This window comes from Planktotalea arctica, from assembly GCF_002105285.1.
Classification (GTDB): domain Bacteria; phylum Pseudomonadota; class Alphaproteobacteria; order Rhodobacterales; family Rhodobacteraceae; genus Planktotalea; species Planktotalea arctica.
Window position 1 is genome coordinate 271,672 of the sequence record NZ_MUHR01000006.1, and the last position, 16,602, is coordinate 288,273.

The 16,602-nt window shown below is 58.3% G+C and carries 17 protein-coding genes and 1 tRNA gene; 10 read left to right on the forward strand and 8 right to left on the reverse strand.

Annotated features, from left to right (window positions below; translation table 11 throughout):
- On the forward strand, nucleotides 1-1,020 hold the full coding sequence (locus tag B9P63_RS08595) for a glutathione S-transferase C-terminal domain-containing protein (RefSeq protein WP_085308136.1): 1,020 nt from the start codon (nucleotides 1-3) through the stop codon (nucleotides 1,018-1,020).
- Between the two features lie 451 nt (nucleotides 1,021-1,471).
- Here B9P63_RS08595 and B9P63_RS08605 read toward each other — a convergent pair whose 3' ends face one another.
- Nucleotides 1,472-1,684, reverse strand: a complete 213-nt coding sequence (locus B9P63_RS08605) for a helix-turn-helix domain-containing protein (protein ID WP_085308138.1) — start codon at nucleotides 1,682-1,684, stop codon at nucleotides 1,472-1,474.
- 158 nt (nucleotides 1,685-1,842) lie between these two features.
- Here B9P63_RS08605 and B9P63_RS08610 point away from each other — a divergent pair, with 158 nt between their 5' ends.
- Entirely contained in the window at nucleotides 1,843-2,484 is a 642-nt protein-coding gene (locus B9P63_RS08610) for a hypothetical protein (RefSeq protein WP_085308139.1), read from the forward strand.
- Between the two features lie 2 nt (nucleotides 2,485-2,486).
- On the opposite strand, the gene B9P63_RS08615 is transcribed toward B9P63_RS08610, so the two are convergent.
- Nucleotides 2,487-2,834, reverse strand: coding sequence for a hypothetical protein (locus tag B9P63_RS08615; protein WP_139816230.1), 348 nt, complete (start codon nucleotides 2,832-2,834; stop codon nucleotides 2,487-2,489).
- 429 nt (nucleotides 2,835-3,263) lie between these two features.
- Here B9P63_RS08615 and B9P63_RS08620 point away from each other — a divergent pair, with 429 nt between their 5' ends.
- Complete coding sequence (locus B9P63_RS08620) at nucleotides 3,264-4,340, forward strand: tyrosine-type recombinase/integrase (protein WP_085308141.1); 1,077 nt, start codon at nucleotides 3,264-3,266, stop codon at nucleotides 4,338-4,340.
- Nucleotides 4,341-4,401: 61 nt separating this feature from the next.
- On the opposite strand, the gene B9P63_RS08625 is transcribed toward B9P63_RS08620, so the two are convergent.
- A tRNA-Cys gene (locus B9P63_RS08625) sits at nucleotides 4,402-4,475 on the reverse strand.
- A 154-nt stretch (nucleotides 4,476-4,629) separates the two neighbouring features.
- Between B9P63_RS08625 and B9P63_RS08630 the strand changes: the two genes are divergently transcribed.
- From B9P63_RS08630 to B9P63_RS08640, 3 genes are all read left to right on the forward strand, one after another.
- Nucleotides 4,630-5,283, forward strand: a complete 654-nt coding sequence (locus B9P63_RS08630) for a protein-L-isoaspartate O-methyltransferase family protein (protein WP_085308142.1) — start codon at nucleotides 4,630-4,632, stop codon at nucleotides 5,281-5,283.
- Between the two features lie 98 nt (nucleotides 5,284-5,381).
- Entirely contained in the window at nucleotides 5,382-6,791 is a 1,410-nt protein-coding gene (locus B9P63_RS08635) for a TolC family outer membrane protein (RefSeq protein WP_085308143.1), read from the forward strand.
- Nucleotides 6,792-6,903: 112 nt separating this feature from the next.
- Nucleotides 6,904-7,929: a hypothetical protein gene (locus B9P63_RS08640; protein WP_085308144.1), complete on the forward strand. Its 1,026-nt coding sequence runs from the start codon at nucleotides 6,904-6,906 to the stop codon at nucleotides 7,927-7,929.
- Here B9P63_RS08640 and B9P63_RS08645 read toward each other — a convergent pair.
- Complete coding sequence (locus B9P63_RS08645) at nucleotides 7,926-9,377, reverse strand: cobyric acid synthase (RefSeq protein WP_085308145.1); 1,452 nt, start codon at nucleotides 9,375-9,377, stop codon at nucleotides 7,926-7,928. The genes B9P63_RS08640 and B9P63_RS08645 overlap by 4 nt on opposite strands.
- A gap of 58 nt (nucleotides 9,378-9,435) precedes the next feature.
- Here B9P63_RS08645 and B9P63_RS08650 point away from each other — a divergent pair, with 58 nt between their 5' ends.
- Entirely contained in the window at nucleotides 9,436-10,005 is a 570-nt protein-coding gene (locus tag B9P63_RS08650) for a cobalamin biosynthesis protein CobQ (RefSeq protein ID WP_085308146.1), read from the forward strand.
- A gap of 70 nt (nucleotides 10,006-10,075) precedes the next feature.
- Here the strand turns inward: B9P63_RS08650 and B9P63_RS08655 are convergent, their stop codons facing one another.
- Nucleotides 10,076-10,396, reverse strand: coding sequence for a DUF6280 family protein (locus B9P63_RS08655; RefSeq protein ID WP_085308147.1), 321 nt, complete (start codon nucleotides 10,394-10,396; stop codon nucleotides 10,076-10,078).
- Nucleotides 10,397-10,614: 218 nt separating this feature from the next.
- On the opposite strand from B9P63_RS08655, the gene efp reads away from it, so the two are divergent.
- A complete protein-coding gene (efp, locus tag B9P63_RS08660; protein ID WP_085308334.1) occupies nucleotides 10,615-11,178 on the forward strand; it encodes an elongation factor P in 564 nt (187 codons plus the stop codon).
- 104 nt (nucleotides 11,179-11,282) lie between these two features.
- Here the strand turns inward: efp and ygfZ are convergent, their stop codons facing one another.
- A complete protein-coding gene (gene ygfZ, locus B9P63_RS08665; protein WP_085308148.1) occupies nucleotides 11,283-12,026 on the reverse strand; it encodes a CAF17-like 4Fe-4S cluster assembly/insertion protein YgfZ in 744 nt (247 codons plus the stop codon).
- 66 nt (nucleotides 12,027-12,092) lie between these two features.
- On the opposite strand from ygfZ, the gene B9P63_RS08670 reads away from it, so the two are divergent.
- Nucleotides 12,093-12,773 (forward strand): TIGR04283 family arsenosugar biosynthesis glycosyltransferase, encoded by a 681-nt coding sequence (locus B9P63_RS08670; protein ID WP_085308149.1) that lies wholly within the window; start codon nucleotides 12,093-12,095, stop codon nucleotides 12,771-12,773.
- Between the two features lie 50 nt (nucleotides 12,774-12,823).
- Here the strand turns inward: B9P63_RS08670 and B9P63_RS08675 are convergent, their stop codons facing one another.
- The gene (locus B9P63_RS08675) at nucleotides 12,824-14,569 is read right to left on the reverse strand and encodes an ABC transporter ATP-binding protein (protein ID WP_085308150.1); all 1,746 of its coding nucleotides are present in this window, start codon (nucleotides 14,567-14,569) and stop codon (nucleotides 12,824-12,826) included.
- Between the two features lies 1 nt (nucleotide 14,570).
- The gene (locus tag B9P63_RS08680) at nucleotides 14,571-15,266 is read right to left on the reverse strand and encodes a fused DSP-PTPase phosphatase/NAD kinase-like protein (RefSeq protein WP_085308151.1); all 696 of its coding nucleotides are present in this window, start codon (nucleotides 15,264-15,266) and stop codon (nucleotides 14,571-14,573) included.
- A 141-nt stretch (nucleotides 15,267-15,407) separates the two neighbouring features.
- Between B9P63_RS08680 and B9P63_RS08685 the strand changes: the two genes are divergently transcribed.
- Nucleotides 15,408-16,601: a pyridoxal-phosphate-dependent aminotransferase family protein gene (locus B9P63_RS08685; protein WP_085308152.1), complete on the forward strand. Its 1,194-nt coding sequence runs from the start codon at nucleotides 15,408-15,410 to the stop codon at nucleotides 16,599-16,601.
- Nucleotide 16,602: the final 1 nt, after the last annotated feature.

The window sequence follows — 16,602 nt, forward strand, 5'->3', positions numbered from 1 at the left end:
ATGACCAAAGACAACTCAACCCAAGAAGACCAGTCAAACGCCAAAGCGCGCCGTGCACGGGGTGAATTCGTGCGCGGCGTCAGCGGGTTTCGCCACACAATTGGGGACGCGGACTTCCCACCTGAACCGGGGCGCTACCATTTATCTGTGGCGCTCAATTGCCCGTGGTGTCACCGTGTTACCTTGGCGCGCAACGTGCTGGGGTTGCAGGACAGCATCACTATGGATGTGGCGTTCCCAAACCGCACAACTGAAGACGACCCAGAAGGCCCCAACCTGTGGGAATTCGCACCCGAACGGATTGCGACCTTGACGGGCAAGCCTTTACCGGAATGCACAGCGGAGACTGGTACGGGAAACTCCCTTCGTCTGGCCAAACAGATTTACCGCGCAGAAGGTTCGCAGGAACAATCCGTTCCGATCCTCTATGACAAAATCGCAGGCCGTATCGTGAACAACGAAAGCGCGGAGATCATCCGCATGCTTGACGGCGCAGCGAAGGCCCTTGGCAGCACAATTCCTGAGGCAGATCGCGTGCGGCTGTACCCTGACACACTATCTGAGCGGGCAGAAATCGACGACCTGAACGATTTGATCTACACGACAATCAACAACGGGGCCTACAAGGCAGGCTTTTCGTCCGATCAGCGCATCTATGCGGCAGCGTTTGATGCCTATTTTGAAACACTCGCAAAATTAGATGATCTTTTGTCAGATGGCCGGGCGTTTCTAACTGGCGCACACTTCACAGAGGCCGATCTTCGCCTTTTCCCGACACTCTACCGCCACGACCCGGTCTATTTCGTCCGGATGAAATTGAACGGTGCACGCATTCTTGATTACCCGCACGTGTGGCGCTGGTTATGTCGCGTCTATGCATTGCCGGGCATCACAGATGCAGGATCACTGGTTCACTGTCGCCAAGGTTATTTCGGACGTAGCTGGAATGGCGTCGTCCCCGCAGGGCCCTTCAAACCGATGGCCTACCCAGAAGCATATGAGCGCCCAAATCTGGCGTAAGGATTCGATAATCTCTAAGATCGCGATGAGTAGCTGAGTTCATAGCGGTCATTGGCGCAACTGCAGCCAATTCACACTTTGTCCCGCAGTCTGTGTGTTCGACGGATTTGTCTTGCTGCGCCTTGCATGAATGGCCGGTTTTTCCGCCGCGTGGCGGCGTAGATGATTTTGCAATTGCGGCATTTTCTGTGCTGCGAGCGCGTGCAGCGAGAAAGCCGTACTCACACATTGGGCTCGGATTCCCGCCGTTCGCTGCGATCAGCACCAAGGTCCGGTTCCGTTCCATGCCCCGGACAGCTCGGTGTCTCAGGTAGGTCATCTTCACAGAGGGCGGCCTGCGTGTCGCCGTTGTCCCACTGGTACAGCAGACCGATTTCAGCGCCTGTCCTAATGCACGTAATGCGGCCGATTGCTTCGGCCGTCGCGCGAATATTCTCAAATTCGGGCACAACTAACCCCTCTCGTTAAACAATTCCTTCGGATCGACCTCAAGCGCACGGGCTATCCGCTCCAGAACATCTAGTGATGCTGAAAATTTGGCGAGTTCGATCTCGCTGACATAGCTGCGATCCATGTCCGCAGCTAAAGCTAACTGTTCTTGGCTCAATCCTCTGGAATTTCTTAGATTCTGAATATTTAGCCCTACGCGTTCCCTCAATTTCATGGCCTGTCTTCGGCCAATTCATGCGGGTTGCTCTACGGAATATATCCCACAAAGCGCGCGCGAGCGGTTCAAAGCACTTACTCGCATATGGTGTATGAGTGGAAGTTGGGTGAAACTTTTCAATACTATTGCTATGTAAACAAAAGATATGGATTGAAATGACACTCAAAATCATCTGCAACTGGCTTGGCGGGCTTGCCTTAGCCTTAATATCGGGCACCGTCCCTCAGGCAGCAAAGGCTTATCAGGTTGATTGTGCCATTCTGCTTTGCATTGCTGGTGGGTGGCCAGCTTCAGCAGAATGTGCCCATGCTCGTGCTGTTTTCATTAAGCGGATAACGCCTTGGCCGATCGAGCCGCCGTTGCAGATCTGGCGTTGCCCGATGGGGGTGGCGGAGCGAGGGCCACTGCAAAGCACTGCTCCTCGGGTTTGGCTGGCAAGTGACCATGCCGAGGCGGATTTTGCTCAGACCATTTTAGCGCAGGTCATCGAGGGCGGTGCCGACATCGACATCAGCGGCTTAGAGTTCGATTTCGTGCGCTCGATCCGCGTATGGGACGTGCGCCACTATAGCCATCGTGAACGTGGCCGCGACGACGATTGCTCAGAAAGCTATAATATGCACCTGGGCACCTATGGCGCGCAGGGCGATTTTAGCTGGCAGCGCACCACGCCTGCGGCAGCCCCGCAATGGGTTCTACCATCGCGTCGTTGCTTTTCGTCAAATTGGCGGCGAGGCGTTGGTGTTGAATGGGAAGATCACGAGGGCAACCACGGTTATGAGTGGGTGGCTTATTGAGGCTAGTCCCCGATTTCCTTCATGCGCTCTGCGATATCACCAGCAACGCGCTCATATAGGTTGGCTTGCTTGTCTCTGGCCGAACCCGGTTTGGGATTTCGACGGCGGATTCTTTTGGCAAGCCAGAACAGCATCCGGGCAGCAGGATCGGACGTCGCATCCGGTTCTGCTGCGGGGTATTTTTCTTCCAGTGCGACAACAATTTCCTGAGACAGGCTGCGCCGGTTGATTGTGGCATGCGTTTCCAACCGCTTTTTAAGCGCGGCGGGGAGCAAGAGTTTGAATTGGAGCAAGGCTTCATCTTTCATGATTGCATGATGGACAATATTTGTCCCTAATGATATGGACATTTTGTGTCCCTTTGTCGAGGTGTGAATATGAAAACAACCCAGTTCAAACTTAACCTGCCAGCGGACGTGAAAGCCTGGCTAGAAGAAGAGGCGGTGCGGAACCTACGCTCGCAGGGGTCGCAAGTTGTGTCCTGCCTGCGGGCAGCAATGTCGCGACAAGAGACGCTTCGCGAGGGGGCTGAGAAATGAGCCTGAACCAAATCCAACTGATTCCGACGCCGGAACTGGCGCTTTTGTTTGGGTACAATGAACCAAGCGCGTCATTCTACGATTTCTGCCGCCGGACGGGCATCGCCCCCGTACCTGGACGACGGGGTTGGTATGATCCGAAACTCATTCGGGCGCGATTGGATGCTGTTCAGGGCATAAGCGCCGCCAAGCGAGAGGCAACTACGCAACCGAGCCTCGTTGCACAGCGGAGAGCGCGCCATGCCCAGAAGTAACCTACCCAAAGGGGTTCACCGTGTCCGACGCAAAGTCGTATCTGGTGTTCGATATCATTTTTACGCGTGGCGAGGTGGTCCCAAGTTTTGGGAAGGAACAGAGCCAAACCCCAAAGAGCCAGAATTTTTCCATGCCTTTTCACAGTGCGGCATGCCGATTAGTCCTACCGAATATCTGACGACCCATTTGGTTGATGATTTTCTCTCTAGTGCGTCTTTGCCTAAAGCCGAGCGGTCCAAAGCAGATATTCGAAAGTGGCTGGAATTTTTTCGCGAGGAGTTCGGGGCGGATCCAATTGCAATGTTCGAAGAGCGCGCTTCAAGGGGCGAAGTGAATAATTGGCGAAAGAAATGGCTTCATTCGCCCAAGCAGCACGACATGGCGGGCACACATGCGACTCGTGTTTTGAATTGGGCGGTAGAAGAGGGGAAGCTCAAAGAGCACCACTGCCATAAGCTAAAGAAGCTCTATCAATCGAACCGTACCGAAATCATCTGGACGAGCGGCGATTTTGCTCAGTTTAATAGGCATGCGCCCAAATGGGTCCAACGGATCTTAAGGGCAGGTTGCGAAACCGGTTTGCGGGCGGCCGATTTGGTTCAGGTCAAGATGGACCAGTTCGAAGACACACCCCACGGTAAACGACTTCGCTTTCGCACCAGTAAGCGTGGGCAAATCGCTTTCATCCCAGCAACCGCAGCACTTGAAAAATTGATCGCTGAAACGCCAGAACATCAGGAAATGCTACTAGTTTCTGAGTTGGGGAGGCCACTAACGGCTCGCTGGGCATCGAACCAGATCACGAAGTGGCGGCGCGAAGCGCAGATACCTCCGTGGATTGATGGGCGTGAAAAGACTCTTTCCGATACACGAGGGACAGCTGCGACAAGATTGCTGAACGCAGATCTGTCTTTGCGCCAGATTGCAGTCCTGATGGGGTGGTCTGTGCGCTACGCCGCGCAAGTTATCGAACATTACGCGCAGGTTAGCCCCGACGAAAGCGATGCAGTTTTGCGCAAGCTCAATCGGGCAAAATCACTGTCTCAAAACACAAAAATGTAAACGCCCCTGTAAACGGGGGCCCCAAGCACGGGAAGGAATAGTCTAAGTGTTTGATTTTCACTGGAGGCGAGTACCGGAATCGAACCGGTGTACGCGGATTTGCAATCCGCTGCATAACCACTCTACCAACTCGCCAGCCAGCGGTGCAGAGCAGATAGCTGATCTGTAAAAGCGCTGCAAGTGCCAAGCGCGGCGAATTCACGCTAATTCTAACGCTCTCTGGGCGTTGTGGGCGCGCGCGCTATGTGGCAAGACGGATCAAAGGATTCTGAACGAGCGAGTTTAGCCAATGTCTGATTTTACCGCGCGCCGTGTGATGATGGTCGACACGCAAGTGCGCCCCTCCGATGTCACCAAATTCCCGATCATTGATGCGATGCTGGATGTCGCACGCGAAAACTTTGTGCCGCGTGATCGCCGCGAGGCGGCCTATATGGACGGAAATATCCCGCTCGGGGCGGGGCGCACAGTGCTCGAACCGCGCAGCTTTGCAAAGATGCTTGATGCGTTGGACCTGCAAAACGACGAACTCGTGCTCGATATTGGTTCGGGGCTTGGCTATTCCGCTGCTGTAATGGCGCATATCGCGCAGGCTATCGTTGCCTGCGAAGCGGACGAAAGCATGTCCGCCGAGAGCGAAGTCGCGCTAAATGATGCCGGCATCGACAATGTGATCGCCCATGTGGGCGCGCTGGATGCAGGGGTACCAGAGCATGGCCCTTATGACGTTATAGCCATTCAGGGCGGTGTCGAATTGGTGCCGGACGCGATTTTGGAGCAGTTGAAGGAGGGGGGGCGCATTGCGGCCTTGTTCATGGAGGGTGCTTTGGGTGAAGTGCGCGTTGGTCACAAGATCGGTGGGCGGATGAACTGGCGTCTTGCCTTCAACGCAAGCGCGCCAATCTTGCCCGGATTTGCCAAAGAGCGCGCCTTTGCGCTTTGAAAATTGCCCCTGCGTGCGACGGAGAAGTCTTCGGCGCACGTACTAGTCGGGGCAGGCGCTGTGCGCTTACTGTCTGCATACCTGTTTAGGGGAATACGATGAGAGTTTTGAAATTGCGCACTAAAGGCTGGCTTGTCGCATTCGGGCTGACGCTTATGAGCGTGCAATCGGCGCAGGCCGAGACCCTTTCGGACGCTTTGATCGGCGCGTTCAATCACTCTGGTCTGCTTGAACAGAACCGTGCCCTTTTGCGCGCCGCGGACGAGGATGTTGCGGTTGCAACAGCCGCACTGCGCCCGATCCTGAATTTCACCGGATCGCTTGGCCGCACTTATGCGCGCACGACGAACAGAACGACCAGCGTTTTGTCCGAAACCAACGGCACGTCAGCCAGTATGGGCCTGTCTGCTGAGCTGTTGATCTATGACGGCGGGCAATCGAAACTGGCGATCGAAGCTGCCAAGGAAAATGTTCTGTCGACGCGCGCGCGGTTGTTGTCGTTAGAGCAATCGGTGCTTTTGCGTGGAATCCAAGCCTATATGAATGTGCTGCGCGCAAGCGAGACAGTGGGCCTGCGCCAAAGCAACGTGCGCTTGATCACGCAAGAACTGCGCGCAGCGCGCGATCGCTTCGAAGTGGGCGAGATCACCCGCACCAATGTGGCGCTTGCCGAGGCCCGGCTAGCGTCTGCGCGCTCGGCACTTGCGGCTGCCGAAGGTGGCTTGATCAGCGCCGAAGAAGAATATCGCGCCGCGATCGGCCGCACGCCGGGCCGGCTGGGCAAGCCGGGCACGCTGCCTGAAACGGCCAGTTCCGTTGAAAAGGCCAAATCAATCGCCGTACGCAACCATCCGGATATGCAGGCGGTGCAGCACGACGTGGCCGCGGCCGAGTTGAATGTTTTGCGCGCAAACGCAGCTATGAGCGGCAGCGTGCGTCTGCGCGGTGGTGTGAACCGGACAGAAAATGCGACGGCAAATACCAGCACGAATTCCGGTTCGCTGTCGCTCGAAGCCAGCGTGCCGATCTATCAGGGGGGGCGCTTGTCGGCGCTGCACCGCCAGGCGATGGCCCGCCGCGACGGCGCGCGCTCAGGTTTGCACATCGTGCGGCTCCAGATCGAGCAGCAGGTCGGTAATGCCTTCGCACAATTGCGCGTTTCCGCCGCTTCGCGCGACGCTAGCCAGCGTCAGATCAGAGCGGCCAGCGTCGCCTTTCGCGGTGTGCGCGAAGAGGCGAGTGTCGGTTCGCGCACCACGCTGGATGTGTTGAACGCCGAGCAGGAATTACTCGACGCGCGCTTTGCGCTGGTCAATGTCCAGACAGATGAAATCATCGCGGCCTATACCGCTTTGTCGGCAATGGGCTTGCTGACCGCAAAGCATTTGAACCTGCCAGTGCAGCAATATGACCCTGCCGCCTATTACAATCTGGTGAAAGATGCGCCCGCGCGTAGCGTTCAAGGGGACAAGCTGGACCGCGTTCTGCGTGCGCTTGGTAAGGAGTAGGGCGCGCATAAAATTGCCATGTGCATATGCTAAAGTCCTTCTAATTGGTTCTATCTGTTGTGAGAATCTGTAGGGGCGGCTAACCTGCGCCCGAGAACAGAGTGGATTTATTATGTCAAACCCGGTGAGCAATGTTGAAATAGAGGATGTATTGTCCTCGATACGTCGACTTGTTTCGGATGAGGCACGCGCGTCCAGTCGCGGGCGCGTCGATGTTGCGTTCCACTCTGATGTGCCGCCCCAACCTGTTGAAAACGAGGCGAAATTGAACGCGTCCCAACTGCAAGAGCCGCCGCGCACCGCTGCGCCAGCGTTGGTTTTGACGCCTTCGTTGCGCGTTCAGCAGCCCGAGGAAGAGAACGCACAAACGGCGCAGCCGCCGGTGCAATCCGATGCGGCGCAGGACACGGATGACACGTCTGCATTGATTCTGTCGCCGGACGTGCAATTGCCCGATTCCACTAGCCGCGCTGATGCAGAGCAAGCTGAGGGCACCGCGCCCGAGAAAGCACAACCCTCCGAGGACGCTCAACCCGCTTTGGCAGATCAGACGCCGGAGCTTGAGCAGCCCCTCGATGAGGTGCATCCCGAACCTGAAACCTTGGAGCCCGAGCAAAGTGTTACAGACACATCGGGCGATGATGAAACCTTGATGCATGATGATCAACCCCTTGGGATTGAGGCGAAAATAGCCGCACTCGAAGCATTGATTGGTCATACTGGGAATGATTTCGAACCTGATGGCGCAGAAGATGGCGGTAATGCCGCGCGCCGCGGTGCGCCGCTCCCTTGGGAGGACAGCGATGAGCGGCGTTTGCCGCCTTCAGACATGTCGCTACCCGACCCTGATGACGCGTCTCACGCGGCGACCTTCAGTGATGCTTCCTTTGCCTTTCAGCGCGCTCATGCGGAAGCTGTGAGCACTGCGCAGGGTGAATTGGAAAGCAATGTGGCAGACGCGCTGCTCGATAATGACGATCCAGCCACGCTGCTCGATGAAGAGGGGCTGCGCGATATGGTGTCGGAAATCGTGCGTCAGGAGCTGCAAGGCCCGCTTGGTGAGCGGATCACGCGCAACGTGCGCAAACTCGTGCGCCGCGAAATTTACCGCGCTTTAGCCGCGAACGAACTGGATTAAGCACCGACAGGTCCTGCAAGCTCCAACAGCAGGTCCAGATCCATATGCTGCTCCATATGAGCAGCAAGGCGGTCAAGAACCGCATCTACGTCTGCGGCATAGTTCAAATCGCTCGATACCGATTGCCCGAGAAAACATGCTCGAAACGCGTCCGAGCCGAAAAGCCCGTGTAGATAGCAGCCCATAATTTGCCCATTGGCACTGGCCGCCCCCTCGGCACGCCCGTCAATCGAGAGCCACGCGTGCGTGCAATCAGGGCCGCTGGTCTGGCCGAGGTGAATTTCATAACCCTCGACCGCGTCGCCCGTTGGCAGATAGGTGGCGGATGTGCGTGCCAGACGTTTTTGCGGCGACATTTGGGTTTGCACGTCGAGAAAGCCGAGCCCTTGCACGGTGGTGGCTGCGCCCTCGATCCCCAAGGGGTCGCTGATTTGCGTGCCAAGCATTTGATAGCCGCCGCAAATCCCCAGAACGCGGCCCCCGCGCCGGATATGGGCGTGTAGATCAACATCCCAGCCCTGCGCCCGAAAGAAGGCCAGATCGGCGATGGTGGCCTTTGATCCGGGGATCAATACAAGGTCTGCGTCGCCGGGTAGGGGGCGGCCTTGCTCGATAATTTCTACGCTGACATTTGGCTCGGCGACCAACGGGTCAAGATCGTCGAAGTTGGCGATACGCGCGAGGCGTGGCACTGCGATCTTATATGCGCCGCCCCTGCGCGAGGCGATGTCCATCACGTCCTCTGCAGGCAGCTTCCATGCCTCGGCAAACCAAGGGATCACGCCAAGCGAGGGCCAGCCCGTGTGCGCGGTGATTGCGGTCAAACCGTCGTCAAAGAGGCTCACGTCACCGCGAAACTTGTTGATACAAAAGGCTTTTATATGTGCAGCATCGTTTGGCGGGAGGATCGTTTGCGTTCCCACAACCTGAGCAATAACGCCGCCGCGATCAATATCGCCCGTCAGAACGACCGGCACGCGCGCCGCTTCTGCAAAGCCCATATTAGCAATGTCGCCCGCGCGCAGATTGACCTCAGCAGGGCTGCCAGCGCCCTCGACCACGATCAGATCCGCAGTGCTGCACAGGCGGTTGAAGCTCTCAAGCACGGCGCTCATCAATTTCGGTTTCGCCTTTGCATAATCACGCGCGCGCATCGTGTCCCAGCGCTTGCCTTGAACGATCACCTGAGCGCCTGTGTCCGTCTCGGGTTTGAGCAAAACGGGATTCATATCTGTATGCGCCTCGCGCCGAGCGGCGAGTGCTTGCAAAGCCTGCGCGCGGCCGATTTCACCGCCATCGATGGTCACGGCGGCATTGTTGGACATATTTTGTGGCTTGAACGGCGCGACGCTGAGCCCACGATTGGCAAAGGCGCGCGCGATGCCCGCAACGAGCATGGACTTACCCACATTCGAACCTGCGCCTTGTATCATTATCGCTTTGGTCATGGACAGCCCCCCGTTTCACCCCCAGACATAAAGCGCTGCGCAGCCGAGAGAAAGAGCGATGAACACACCAGCCCATTTGATTCTCGGCCTTGCAGTGTTTTCGCGCAAAGACACGCCGCGCGTTACGGGGGCATCTGCGGTTGGCGCGTTGTTGCCTGATCTGTCGCTCTATGTGATGGCAGGCGCGTCGCTGTTTATCCTGCAAGTCCCGCCGGATGTCGTGTTCGGGCAGCTCTATTTCTCGCAAAGCTGGCAAACGGTTTTCGCGATTGATAACTCATTCTTGCTTTGGGGATTGGTCCTGAGCTTTGCCCTTTGGTTCAAGGCACGTGCGGGCGCAGCGTTTGCGGGGGCAGGACTGCTGCATCTGGCGATGGACTTTCCACTGCATCATGATGATGGACGTCCGCATTTCTGGCCCGCGAGCGACTGGATTTTCAAGAGTCCTGTGAGTTATTGGGACAGCCTGCATCACGCCAATTGGGTAGCGCCGCTCGAAGGGCTGATGGTGCTAATCTGCGCCGGTGTTTTGTTTCGCCGCTTTCAACGCTGGCCGATGCGACTTTTGGCGCTGGCCTTGCTGGGGATGGAATTCATGGTGATCCGCAGTTGGCTGCTATTCTTTTAGGGTAATAAAAAACGCCCCCGAGAGCAGATCGGGGGCGTTTAAGTTTTTGGTGCAGATGTAGAAGTCGGCGTTATGCCGCTTCGGCCTGCTGAGCGGCATTACGGCGCTCTGATTCTTCACGCGACAGCGCCACCGAGGTGCGCACGCCTTTGGAGACGAAATCCATCAAACCTGTAACAACACGCTCGTTCGGGTCGATTCCAGCGCAGGACAGCACTTCACGGCCATCACGCGAACGTGCCCAACGAGCGATTTGCTCCGGGCCGTTTCCATACTTCTTGTCGTCGGCAATTGCATCATCCAGAGCTGCGAGTACCACGGCGGCGAACAGTTTGCGCGCGCGGTTGCCTTGCTCTGAGTTGTAGGCAGTGCCATCAACGAAATCTCTCATAATTCCGACCTTTGTTCTTGCTCTTGTGTTTCCGGCATGACGGCCCTTATGACCTATCGCTTCCGATTCGGATACCCTGTATTTGCATAGCACTTATGCGTTAAGCGCATGGCTTGCTGCGCTTGCAGCACGAGATATAGCTATCTTGCACGGGAGCGACCCTCCAGATATAGGGAGCCTCAAGATTTCATCAACCTTTTGCCATGGTTTTGACACATATGCCTAAGATCAACGGAAACGAAATTCGCCCCGGAAATGTTCTGGAGCACAATGGGGGCCTTTGGGCCGCCGTTAAGGTCGATCACGTCAAGCCCGGCAAGGGTGGCGCGTTCGCTCAGGTCGAGATGCGCAACCTGCGCAACGGATCGAAGCTTAACGAGCGCTTTCGCAGCGCGGATAAAGTCGAGAAGGTCCGCCTCGAACAGAAAGACCAGCAGTTCCTTTACGAGAGTGACGGTATGCTGGTGTTCATGGACACGGAAACCTACGAGCAGATTGAATTGCCCGCCGCGCTGCTGGGGGATCGACGCCCCTTTCTGCAAGACGGTATGACGATCGTGGTGGAGTTTCATGAAGCCGAGGCACTGCATGCAACGTTACCGCAAAAGGTGACGTGCAAAGTGGCCGAGACGGAGCCTGTCGTGAAAGGTCAGACCGCAGCGAAGAGTTTCAAGCCGGCCATTCTGGAAAACGGGATCAAGGTCATGGTGCCGCCTTTTGTGGGGCAGGACGAGAGCATCGTGGTCAATACCGACACGATGGATTATTCCGAGAGGGCGTAATCTGATTGCGAGCGCCTACGGGCGCTCACAGGTTTAGCCTGCCCGGGGGCAGGCGGATTTGGGGCTCTGCCCCAAGCCTCGAGGTACTTCGAGACCAGAGAAGGTTAAGGCGCGTAGGTGATCTGCGCGTCTTTCGCGTTGAGGGGGCCGGTAGCGCGGTCAAAGCGCAAGTAGGCGAGGGCTTTGACGCCCGATTGGCGAAAAAGCGTTCCCGCGGGTTTGCCTGCATCTGTGGTGATCTGAGTGCCGAGCGGGGCCTCGCCAATGATGTCGACCTGCGCGAGACCTTTGCGCAGTTCGGTTTTGTGTTTCATGCGCGCGGTGACTTCTTGCCCGACATAACAGCCCTTTTTGAAGTCTACGCCGTTCAGGCGCTCAAAGCCCATTTCAAGCAAGAAGCTGTCGGGGGTGAGTTCGATCCCTGCTTGAGGGATGATATGCAGCACTTCGAGCGCGGTCCAATCGGTGTCATCGCCGGGCTGCCCGTCGTATGCGCGCCAGCCCAAGGCAGGATGGCGCGGATCTGCAAAGGCCCCAGCGGGCATTGGGTCAAGGCCACGCGTCATGTGTCGCGCACCTTCTGTGATGGTGACATCGGCGCGCAGTTTATACATGGTGAGGCGTTTGACGAGCATATCGGTTTGCTGCGCATCCGTGTCGAGCAGGATGGCATCGCCATCGCGCAGCACGAAGAAATCCGCGAGGTATTTGCCCTGGGGGGTGAGCATCGCGGTGTAGACGAGGCCCTGTTCGATCTTGTCTAAATCGTTACTCAAAAGGCCTTGCAGGAAGGTTTTGGCATCAGAGCCGGTGATGCGTAGCAGGCGACGGTCGGTGGGTTGGGTCATTTTGCTCTCCCTTAGGGCCTATGCTTGATATAGGCGGGACGGGATGAAGTGAGAAGGGGCAAGGCCATGCGCGCGCCGATTTCTGTGGTGATACCGGTTTTGAACGCGGGCGACGTGCTGGCGGGTTGTGCTGCTGCTTTGATGGAGGCTGTCGAGGTGGGGCTGATCCGAGAGTTAATCGTGAGCGATGGTGGGTCAAACGATGCAACGCGGCAGATCGCCGAGGAGATTGGCGCGCTCTGGGTGAGCGGCGCACCCTCGCGCGGGGGGCAGTTGAGGCGGGGTTGCGCCGTGGCCAAGGGCGAGTGGATATTGGCGCTGCACGCTGACACGCAGTTGCAGGCGGGTTGGAGCGATGTGGCGGCGGCGCACTTGCAGCGCTCTGAGGCCGGCTATTTCAAGCTGGCTTTTGCCTCTGGCGGGATGCCTGCGCGCATCGTGGCGGGCTGGGCGAACCTGCGCTCGCGCGTGCTTGGTCTGCCTTATGGTGATCAGGGGTTGTTGATTTCGCGTGCGGTATATCAAGAGGTAGGGGGTTATGAAGATATGCCCTTGATGGAAGATGTGGCGATGGCGCGTGCGCTAAGCGGGCGGCTGCGCGGCTTGGATGCGCGGGCGGTGACGAGCGCGCAAAAATATCAAAAAGCGGGCTGGCTGTGGCGGGGCGGGCGCAATCTTTGGACCTTGCTCCGCTATTTTGCGGGGGTGCCTGTGGAGCGGCTGGCGGCGCAGTACCGCAGGCCTTAGTGCCGCTTGAGAATGCGGATGAGTTTGAAAGGCAAGATGAAGCGAGGCGTTTAGGCTTTGGCCTGAAGGTTGTGCAGGGAAGCGTAGGTCTTGGCCGCTTTAAGCAGGCTGTCATGAGTGCCTTGTTCCACTACTTCGCCCGCCTCCATGACGACGATCTGATCGGCATTGCGGATCGTGGAGAGGCGGTGGGCGATCACCAGCGTCGTGCGCCCCTCGGAGAGGCGTTCCAGCGCGGCTTGGACAACGGCTTCGGATTGAGCATCAAGGGCTGAAGTGGCTTCATCGAGCAGCAAGATCGGCGTGTCGCGCAGGAGCGCGCGCGCTATGGCGACCCGTTGGCGTTGGCCGCCCGAGAGGGCAGAGCCGCGCGGGCCGACGGCGGTATCGAGGCCATTTGGAAGCTGCGCAAGAAAATCGGAGACATGGGCGGCGTCGAGCGTGGTTTTGAGCTGCGCATCGCTGACGTCCGTGCGCCCGAGAAGGATGTTTTCGCGTAAAGACTCGTCGAAGAGGAGCGCGTCCTGCGAGACTACGGAGAAGAGGTCGCGCAACTCGGCGAGGGCCATGTCGGTGACCGGTACGCCTCCGATGAGGGCTTGGCCGCCCTGCGGGTCGGTAAGGCGGGTGAGCACGTTGAAGATCGTGGATTTACCCGCGCCAGAGGGCCCGACGAGGGCAGTGGTCCTGCCCGCAGCCGCGGTGAAGGTTGTGCCCCGTAGCACGGGCGTGTCGCCGTAGCTGAGGCGCACATCGTTCAGGGTGATTTCGGGCGTGCCTGTGGGGGCGGCGACGGGATTGGCGGGGGTTTTATGCACGGGTTCCAGCGCGAGGAGTTCCATCACGCGCTCGATGCCAGCGGCGGCGGCTTCCCAGACGCCGGTGATGGTGCCAAGGCGGCGCAGAGGCTCGAAGGCAAAGCCGAGGGCGGTGAAGAAGGCCATGAACTCGCCCACGGTCTTTTCGCCGGAGATGATTTCGCCGCCGCCATAGATGAGCACGCCGAGGAAACCGACGCCGGACATGGCATCAATCAGGCCGGGAATAGCCGCTTTGCCCAGGGATGTGGTGACTTCGACCTCGACGCGCGCGGCGTTCAGCTTGGCGTAGTGGCGCGATTGATAATCCTCGAGGCGGTTGAGTTTGACGGGGATGATGCCGTGAAACACCTCATCGAGGCGGCCCGACTGACGTGCCGCGATCTGGTGCGCCGTGCGCGAGTGACGGCGCACGAAGCGCTGCGCAATGAGCGAGGGCAACACCAGCAAAGGCACGCCGATGAGTGCAACGGCGGTCCAGCGCCAATCCACGCTCATCGCAACGCCGAAAAGGACGATTACCGCCACCAGATCGCGCCCTGCGCCGGTTATGATTGCGTTCCAGACTTGCGAGACGGCAGAGACATCGCCGATGACGCGCTGCATCAAAGTGCCGGGCGCGTTGATCTGGTGAAAGCTGACATCGAGGCGCATCAGGTGGCTGAGCAGATCGCCGCGCATATCCGCTTCAGATTGCTGGGAAATCCGCGTCAGGATGACTTTCTGGATCACCGACGCGCCCGCGCGCACCAGAAATATCCCAAGAATGACGAAACCTACCCACCAAAGAGCGTTTTGATCCCCCTCGAGGAAGACCAGATCGAACATCGGTTTCATCATCCAGCTCAGCAGGCCGAGCATCGAACCCTCCAGCGCCATAAAGAATGTCGCCAGCAAGAGCATCCAGAAATGGCGGCTGAGGTAACTGCGCCAGAGCCAGCGCAAAAGCGCGCGGCTTGAATGATCGGGAGTGGCCATGTCAGGCAATCTGCGCGGGCGGCGTCTTGCTGTCAAAGCCTTCCTGAATGACATCGTTGTCGTATTCGGTGCGTATCCAGGTCTCGAAATCAATTTTGCCCTTGGCTTGGCGCGCCTCGAAAACATCGAGGATATAGCCCTGAACGCCGGTCTTGGTCCATTTCAGGTGGATGAACTTGATCGAGAGTTGCTTGCGCGCTTCCTGAACAGGGACATTGTCGAACACCATTTGATACATCGCTGCGCAAAAACCCGCGCGATCCGCGCCGGATTTGCAGTGGAACATAAAGGGACGCTGTACCGTGCGCATAAGGTCAATCACCGCGACGATGTTCTCGCGGTTCGCCGCCGTGCGCGCCCAGAGCTTTGAGTTGTGCAGCTTTAGCCCGAGGATACGGCAGCTTTCTTCCTCGAAGAGGTAGTGTGCGCGAATATCGGTGCCGCGCAGGTTGATCACCGATTTGATCCCCATATCGCGGTAACGCATGAAGCGTTTATGCGTGGGCTGGTTGGAGCGCCACACGCCATCGGACACGCGGTAGAAGTTGGTCCATGGCACCCGCAGAAAGGCGTGATCAAACAGGTTGTAGTGCCACTTGGATTTGCGCCGCTCGTCGGGATCGGTGATGTTCATGCCGAAGGAATAGCGCCAGTTGCGCTCCCAGGTGCTGAGTTTCTTGCCGAGGGTCTTGAGCATTGATCCGTCCTGCCGATAGGGGCCTTGAGCGCCATGTAGACTCTGGGCGGGGGTGGTGCAAGCGCTCGCCCTTTTGCGGGGCCAGTTGACGGCGCCGCGCGCGCGGCTAATGTCGGCGCAATTCAAATCGGAGTTATCTGTATGTCTCTCGCCAATGGTCGTACTTATCTTGCCATTCCCGGTCCCTCGGTCGTGCCGGACGCGGTCTTGCGCGCAATGCACCGCGCCTCGCCCAATATCTATGAAGGCGAGTTGGTGGATATGATGCCCGATCTGATCGCTGATCTGCGCCGCGTCGCGCGCACGGATCACCATGTGGCGATCTACATGGGCAACGGACATGCGGCTTGGGAGGCGGCGCTGAGCAATGTGATTGCACAGGATGATCTGGTGCTGATCCCCTCGACGGGGCGCTTTTGCGAGGGCTGGGGCGAGATGGCGAGCGGGCTTGGCGCACAGGTCGAATTGATAGATTTCGGGATGAAGTCCCCGATGGACGCCGGAGCGATCGAGGCGCGGCTGCGCGCAGATACGGCCCATAAGATCAAGGCGGTTCTGGCGGTTCATGTGGACACTTCCACCTCGATCAAGAGCGATATCGCAGCGGTGCGCGCGGCGCTTGATGCGGCGGGGCATCCGGCGCTGCTGATGGCGGATTGTATCGCCTCGCTCGGCTGTGATCGCTTCGAGATGGACGCATGGGGCGTGGATGTGATGGTCACGGCCAGTCAAAAGGGTCTAATGGTGACGCCCGGCCTAGGGGTCGTTTTCTTTAATGATCGCGCGGCGGATGTGCGCACGCGAATGAAGCGGGTCAGCCGTTATTGGGATTGGACGCCGCGCGCGCAGCCTGCGCATTTCTTCCAGTATTTCGGCGGCACGGCCCCGACGCATCACATTTACGGTCTGCGCGCCGCGCTCGATCTGATCCACGCCGAGGGGATGGAGGCTGTCTGGGCGCGCCATGAAAGACTGGCCAGCGCGGTTTGGGCAGCCTGCGAGGCTTGGGGGCAAGGCGGTCCTTTGACATTGAATGTGGCGGATCGCGCGCATCGCTCCTGTGCGGTGACGGCGCTGCGCCTTGGCACGCCGCACGGCAAGAGCTTGCGCCGCTGGAGCGAGCATGAGGCAGGCGTCACGCTGGGCATCGGTCTTGGCATGTCCGAGCCGGATGATCCCTTGGGCGAGGGGTTTCTGCGTATAGGTCACATGGGGCATGTGAACGCGCATATGGTGCTTGGCACGCTGGCCAGCATGCAGGCGGGGTTCGAAGCGCTCGATATTCCCTTCGGGGGCGGCGCGCTTGACGGCGCGGCGAAGGCACTCTCGATTTAGG

Excerpts from the sequence above, each read along its gene's own strand:
- B9P63_RS08595 (WP_085308136.1), top strand. The coding sequence starts at position 1 with ATGACCAAAGACAACTCAACCCAAGAAGACCAGTCAAACGCCAAAGCG.
- B9P63_RS08605 (WP_085308138.1), bottom strand. The coding sequence starts at position 1,684 with ATGAAATTGAGGGAACGCGTAGGGCTAAATATTCAGAATCTAAGAAAT.
- B9P63_RS08610 (WP_085308139.1), top strand. The coding sequence starts at position 1,843 with ATGACACTCAAAATCATCTGCAACTGGCTTGGCGGGCTTGCCTTAGCC.
- B9P63_RS08615 (WP_139816230.1), bottom strand. The coding sequence starts at position 2,834 with ATGTCCATATCATTAGGGACAAATATTGTCCATCATGCAATCATGAAA.
- B9P63_RS08620 (WP_085308141.1), top strand. The coding sequence starts at position 3,264 with ATGCCCAGAAGTAACCTACCCAAAGGGGTTCACCGTGTCCGACGCAAA.
- B9P63_RS08630 (WP_085308142.1), top strand. The coding sequence starts at position 4,630 with ATGTCTGATTTTACCGCGCGCCGTGTGATGATGGTCGACACGCAAGTG.
- B9P63_RS08635 (WP_085308143.1), top strand. The coding sequence starts at position 5,382 with ATGAGAGTTTTGAAATTGCGCACTAAAGGCTGGCTTGTCGCATTCGGG.
- B9P63_RS08640 (WP_085308144.1), top strand. The coding sequence starts at position 6,904 with ATGTCAAACCCGGTGAGCAATGTTGAAATAGAGGATGTATTGTCCTCG.
- B9P63_RS08645 (WP_085308145.1), bottom strand. The coding sequence starts at position 9,377 with ATGACCAAAGCGATAATGATACAAGGCGCAGGTTCGAATGTGGGTAAG.
- B9P63_RS08650 (WP_085308146.1), top strand. The coding sequence starts at position 9,436 with ATGAACACACCAGCCCATTTGATTCTCGGCCTTGCAGTGTTTTCGCGC.
- B9P63_RS08655 (WP_085308147.1), bottom strand. The coding sequence starts at position 10,396 with ATGAGAGATTTCGTTGATGGCACTGCCTACAACTCAGAGCAAGGCAAC.
- efp (WP_085308334.1), top strand. The coding sequence starts at position 10,615 with ATGCCTAAGATCAACGGAAACGAAATTCGCCCCGGAAATGTTCTGGAG.
- ygfZ (WP_085308148.1), bottom strand. The coding sequence starts at position 12,026 with ATGACCCAACCCACCGACCGTCGCCTGCTACGCATCACCGGCTCTGAT.
- B9P63_RS08670 (WP_085308149.1), top strand. The coding sequence starts at position 12,093 with ATGCGCGCGCCGATTTCTGTGGTGATACCGGTTTTGAACGCGGGCGAC.
- B9P63_RS08675 (WP_085308150.1), bottom strand. The coding sequence starts at position 14,569 with ATGGCCACTCCCGATCATTCAAGCCGCGCGCTTTTGCGCTGGCTCTGG.
- B9P63_RS08680 (WP_085308151.1), bottom strand. The coding sequence starts at position 15,266 with ATGCTCAAGACCCTCGGCAAGAAACTCAGCACCTGGGAGCGCAACTGG.
- B9P63_RS08685 (WP_085308152.1), top strand. The coding sequence starts at position 15,408 with ATGTCTCTCGCCAATGGTCGTACTTATCTTGCCATTCCCGGTCCCTCG.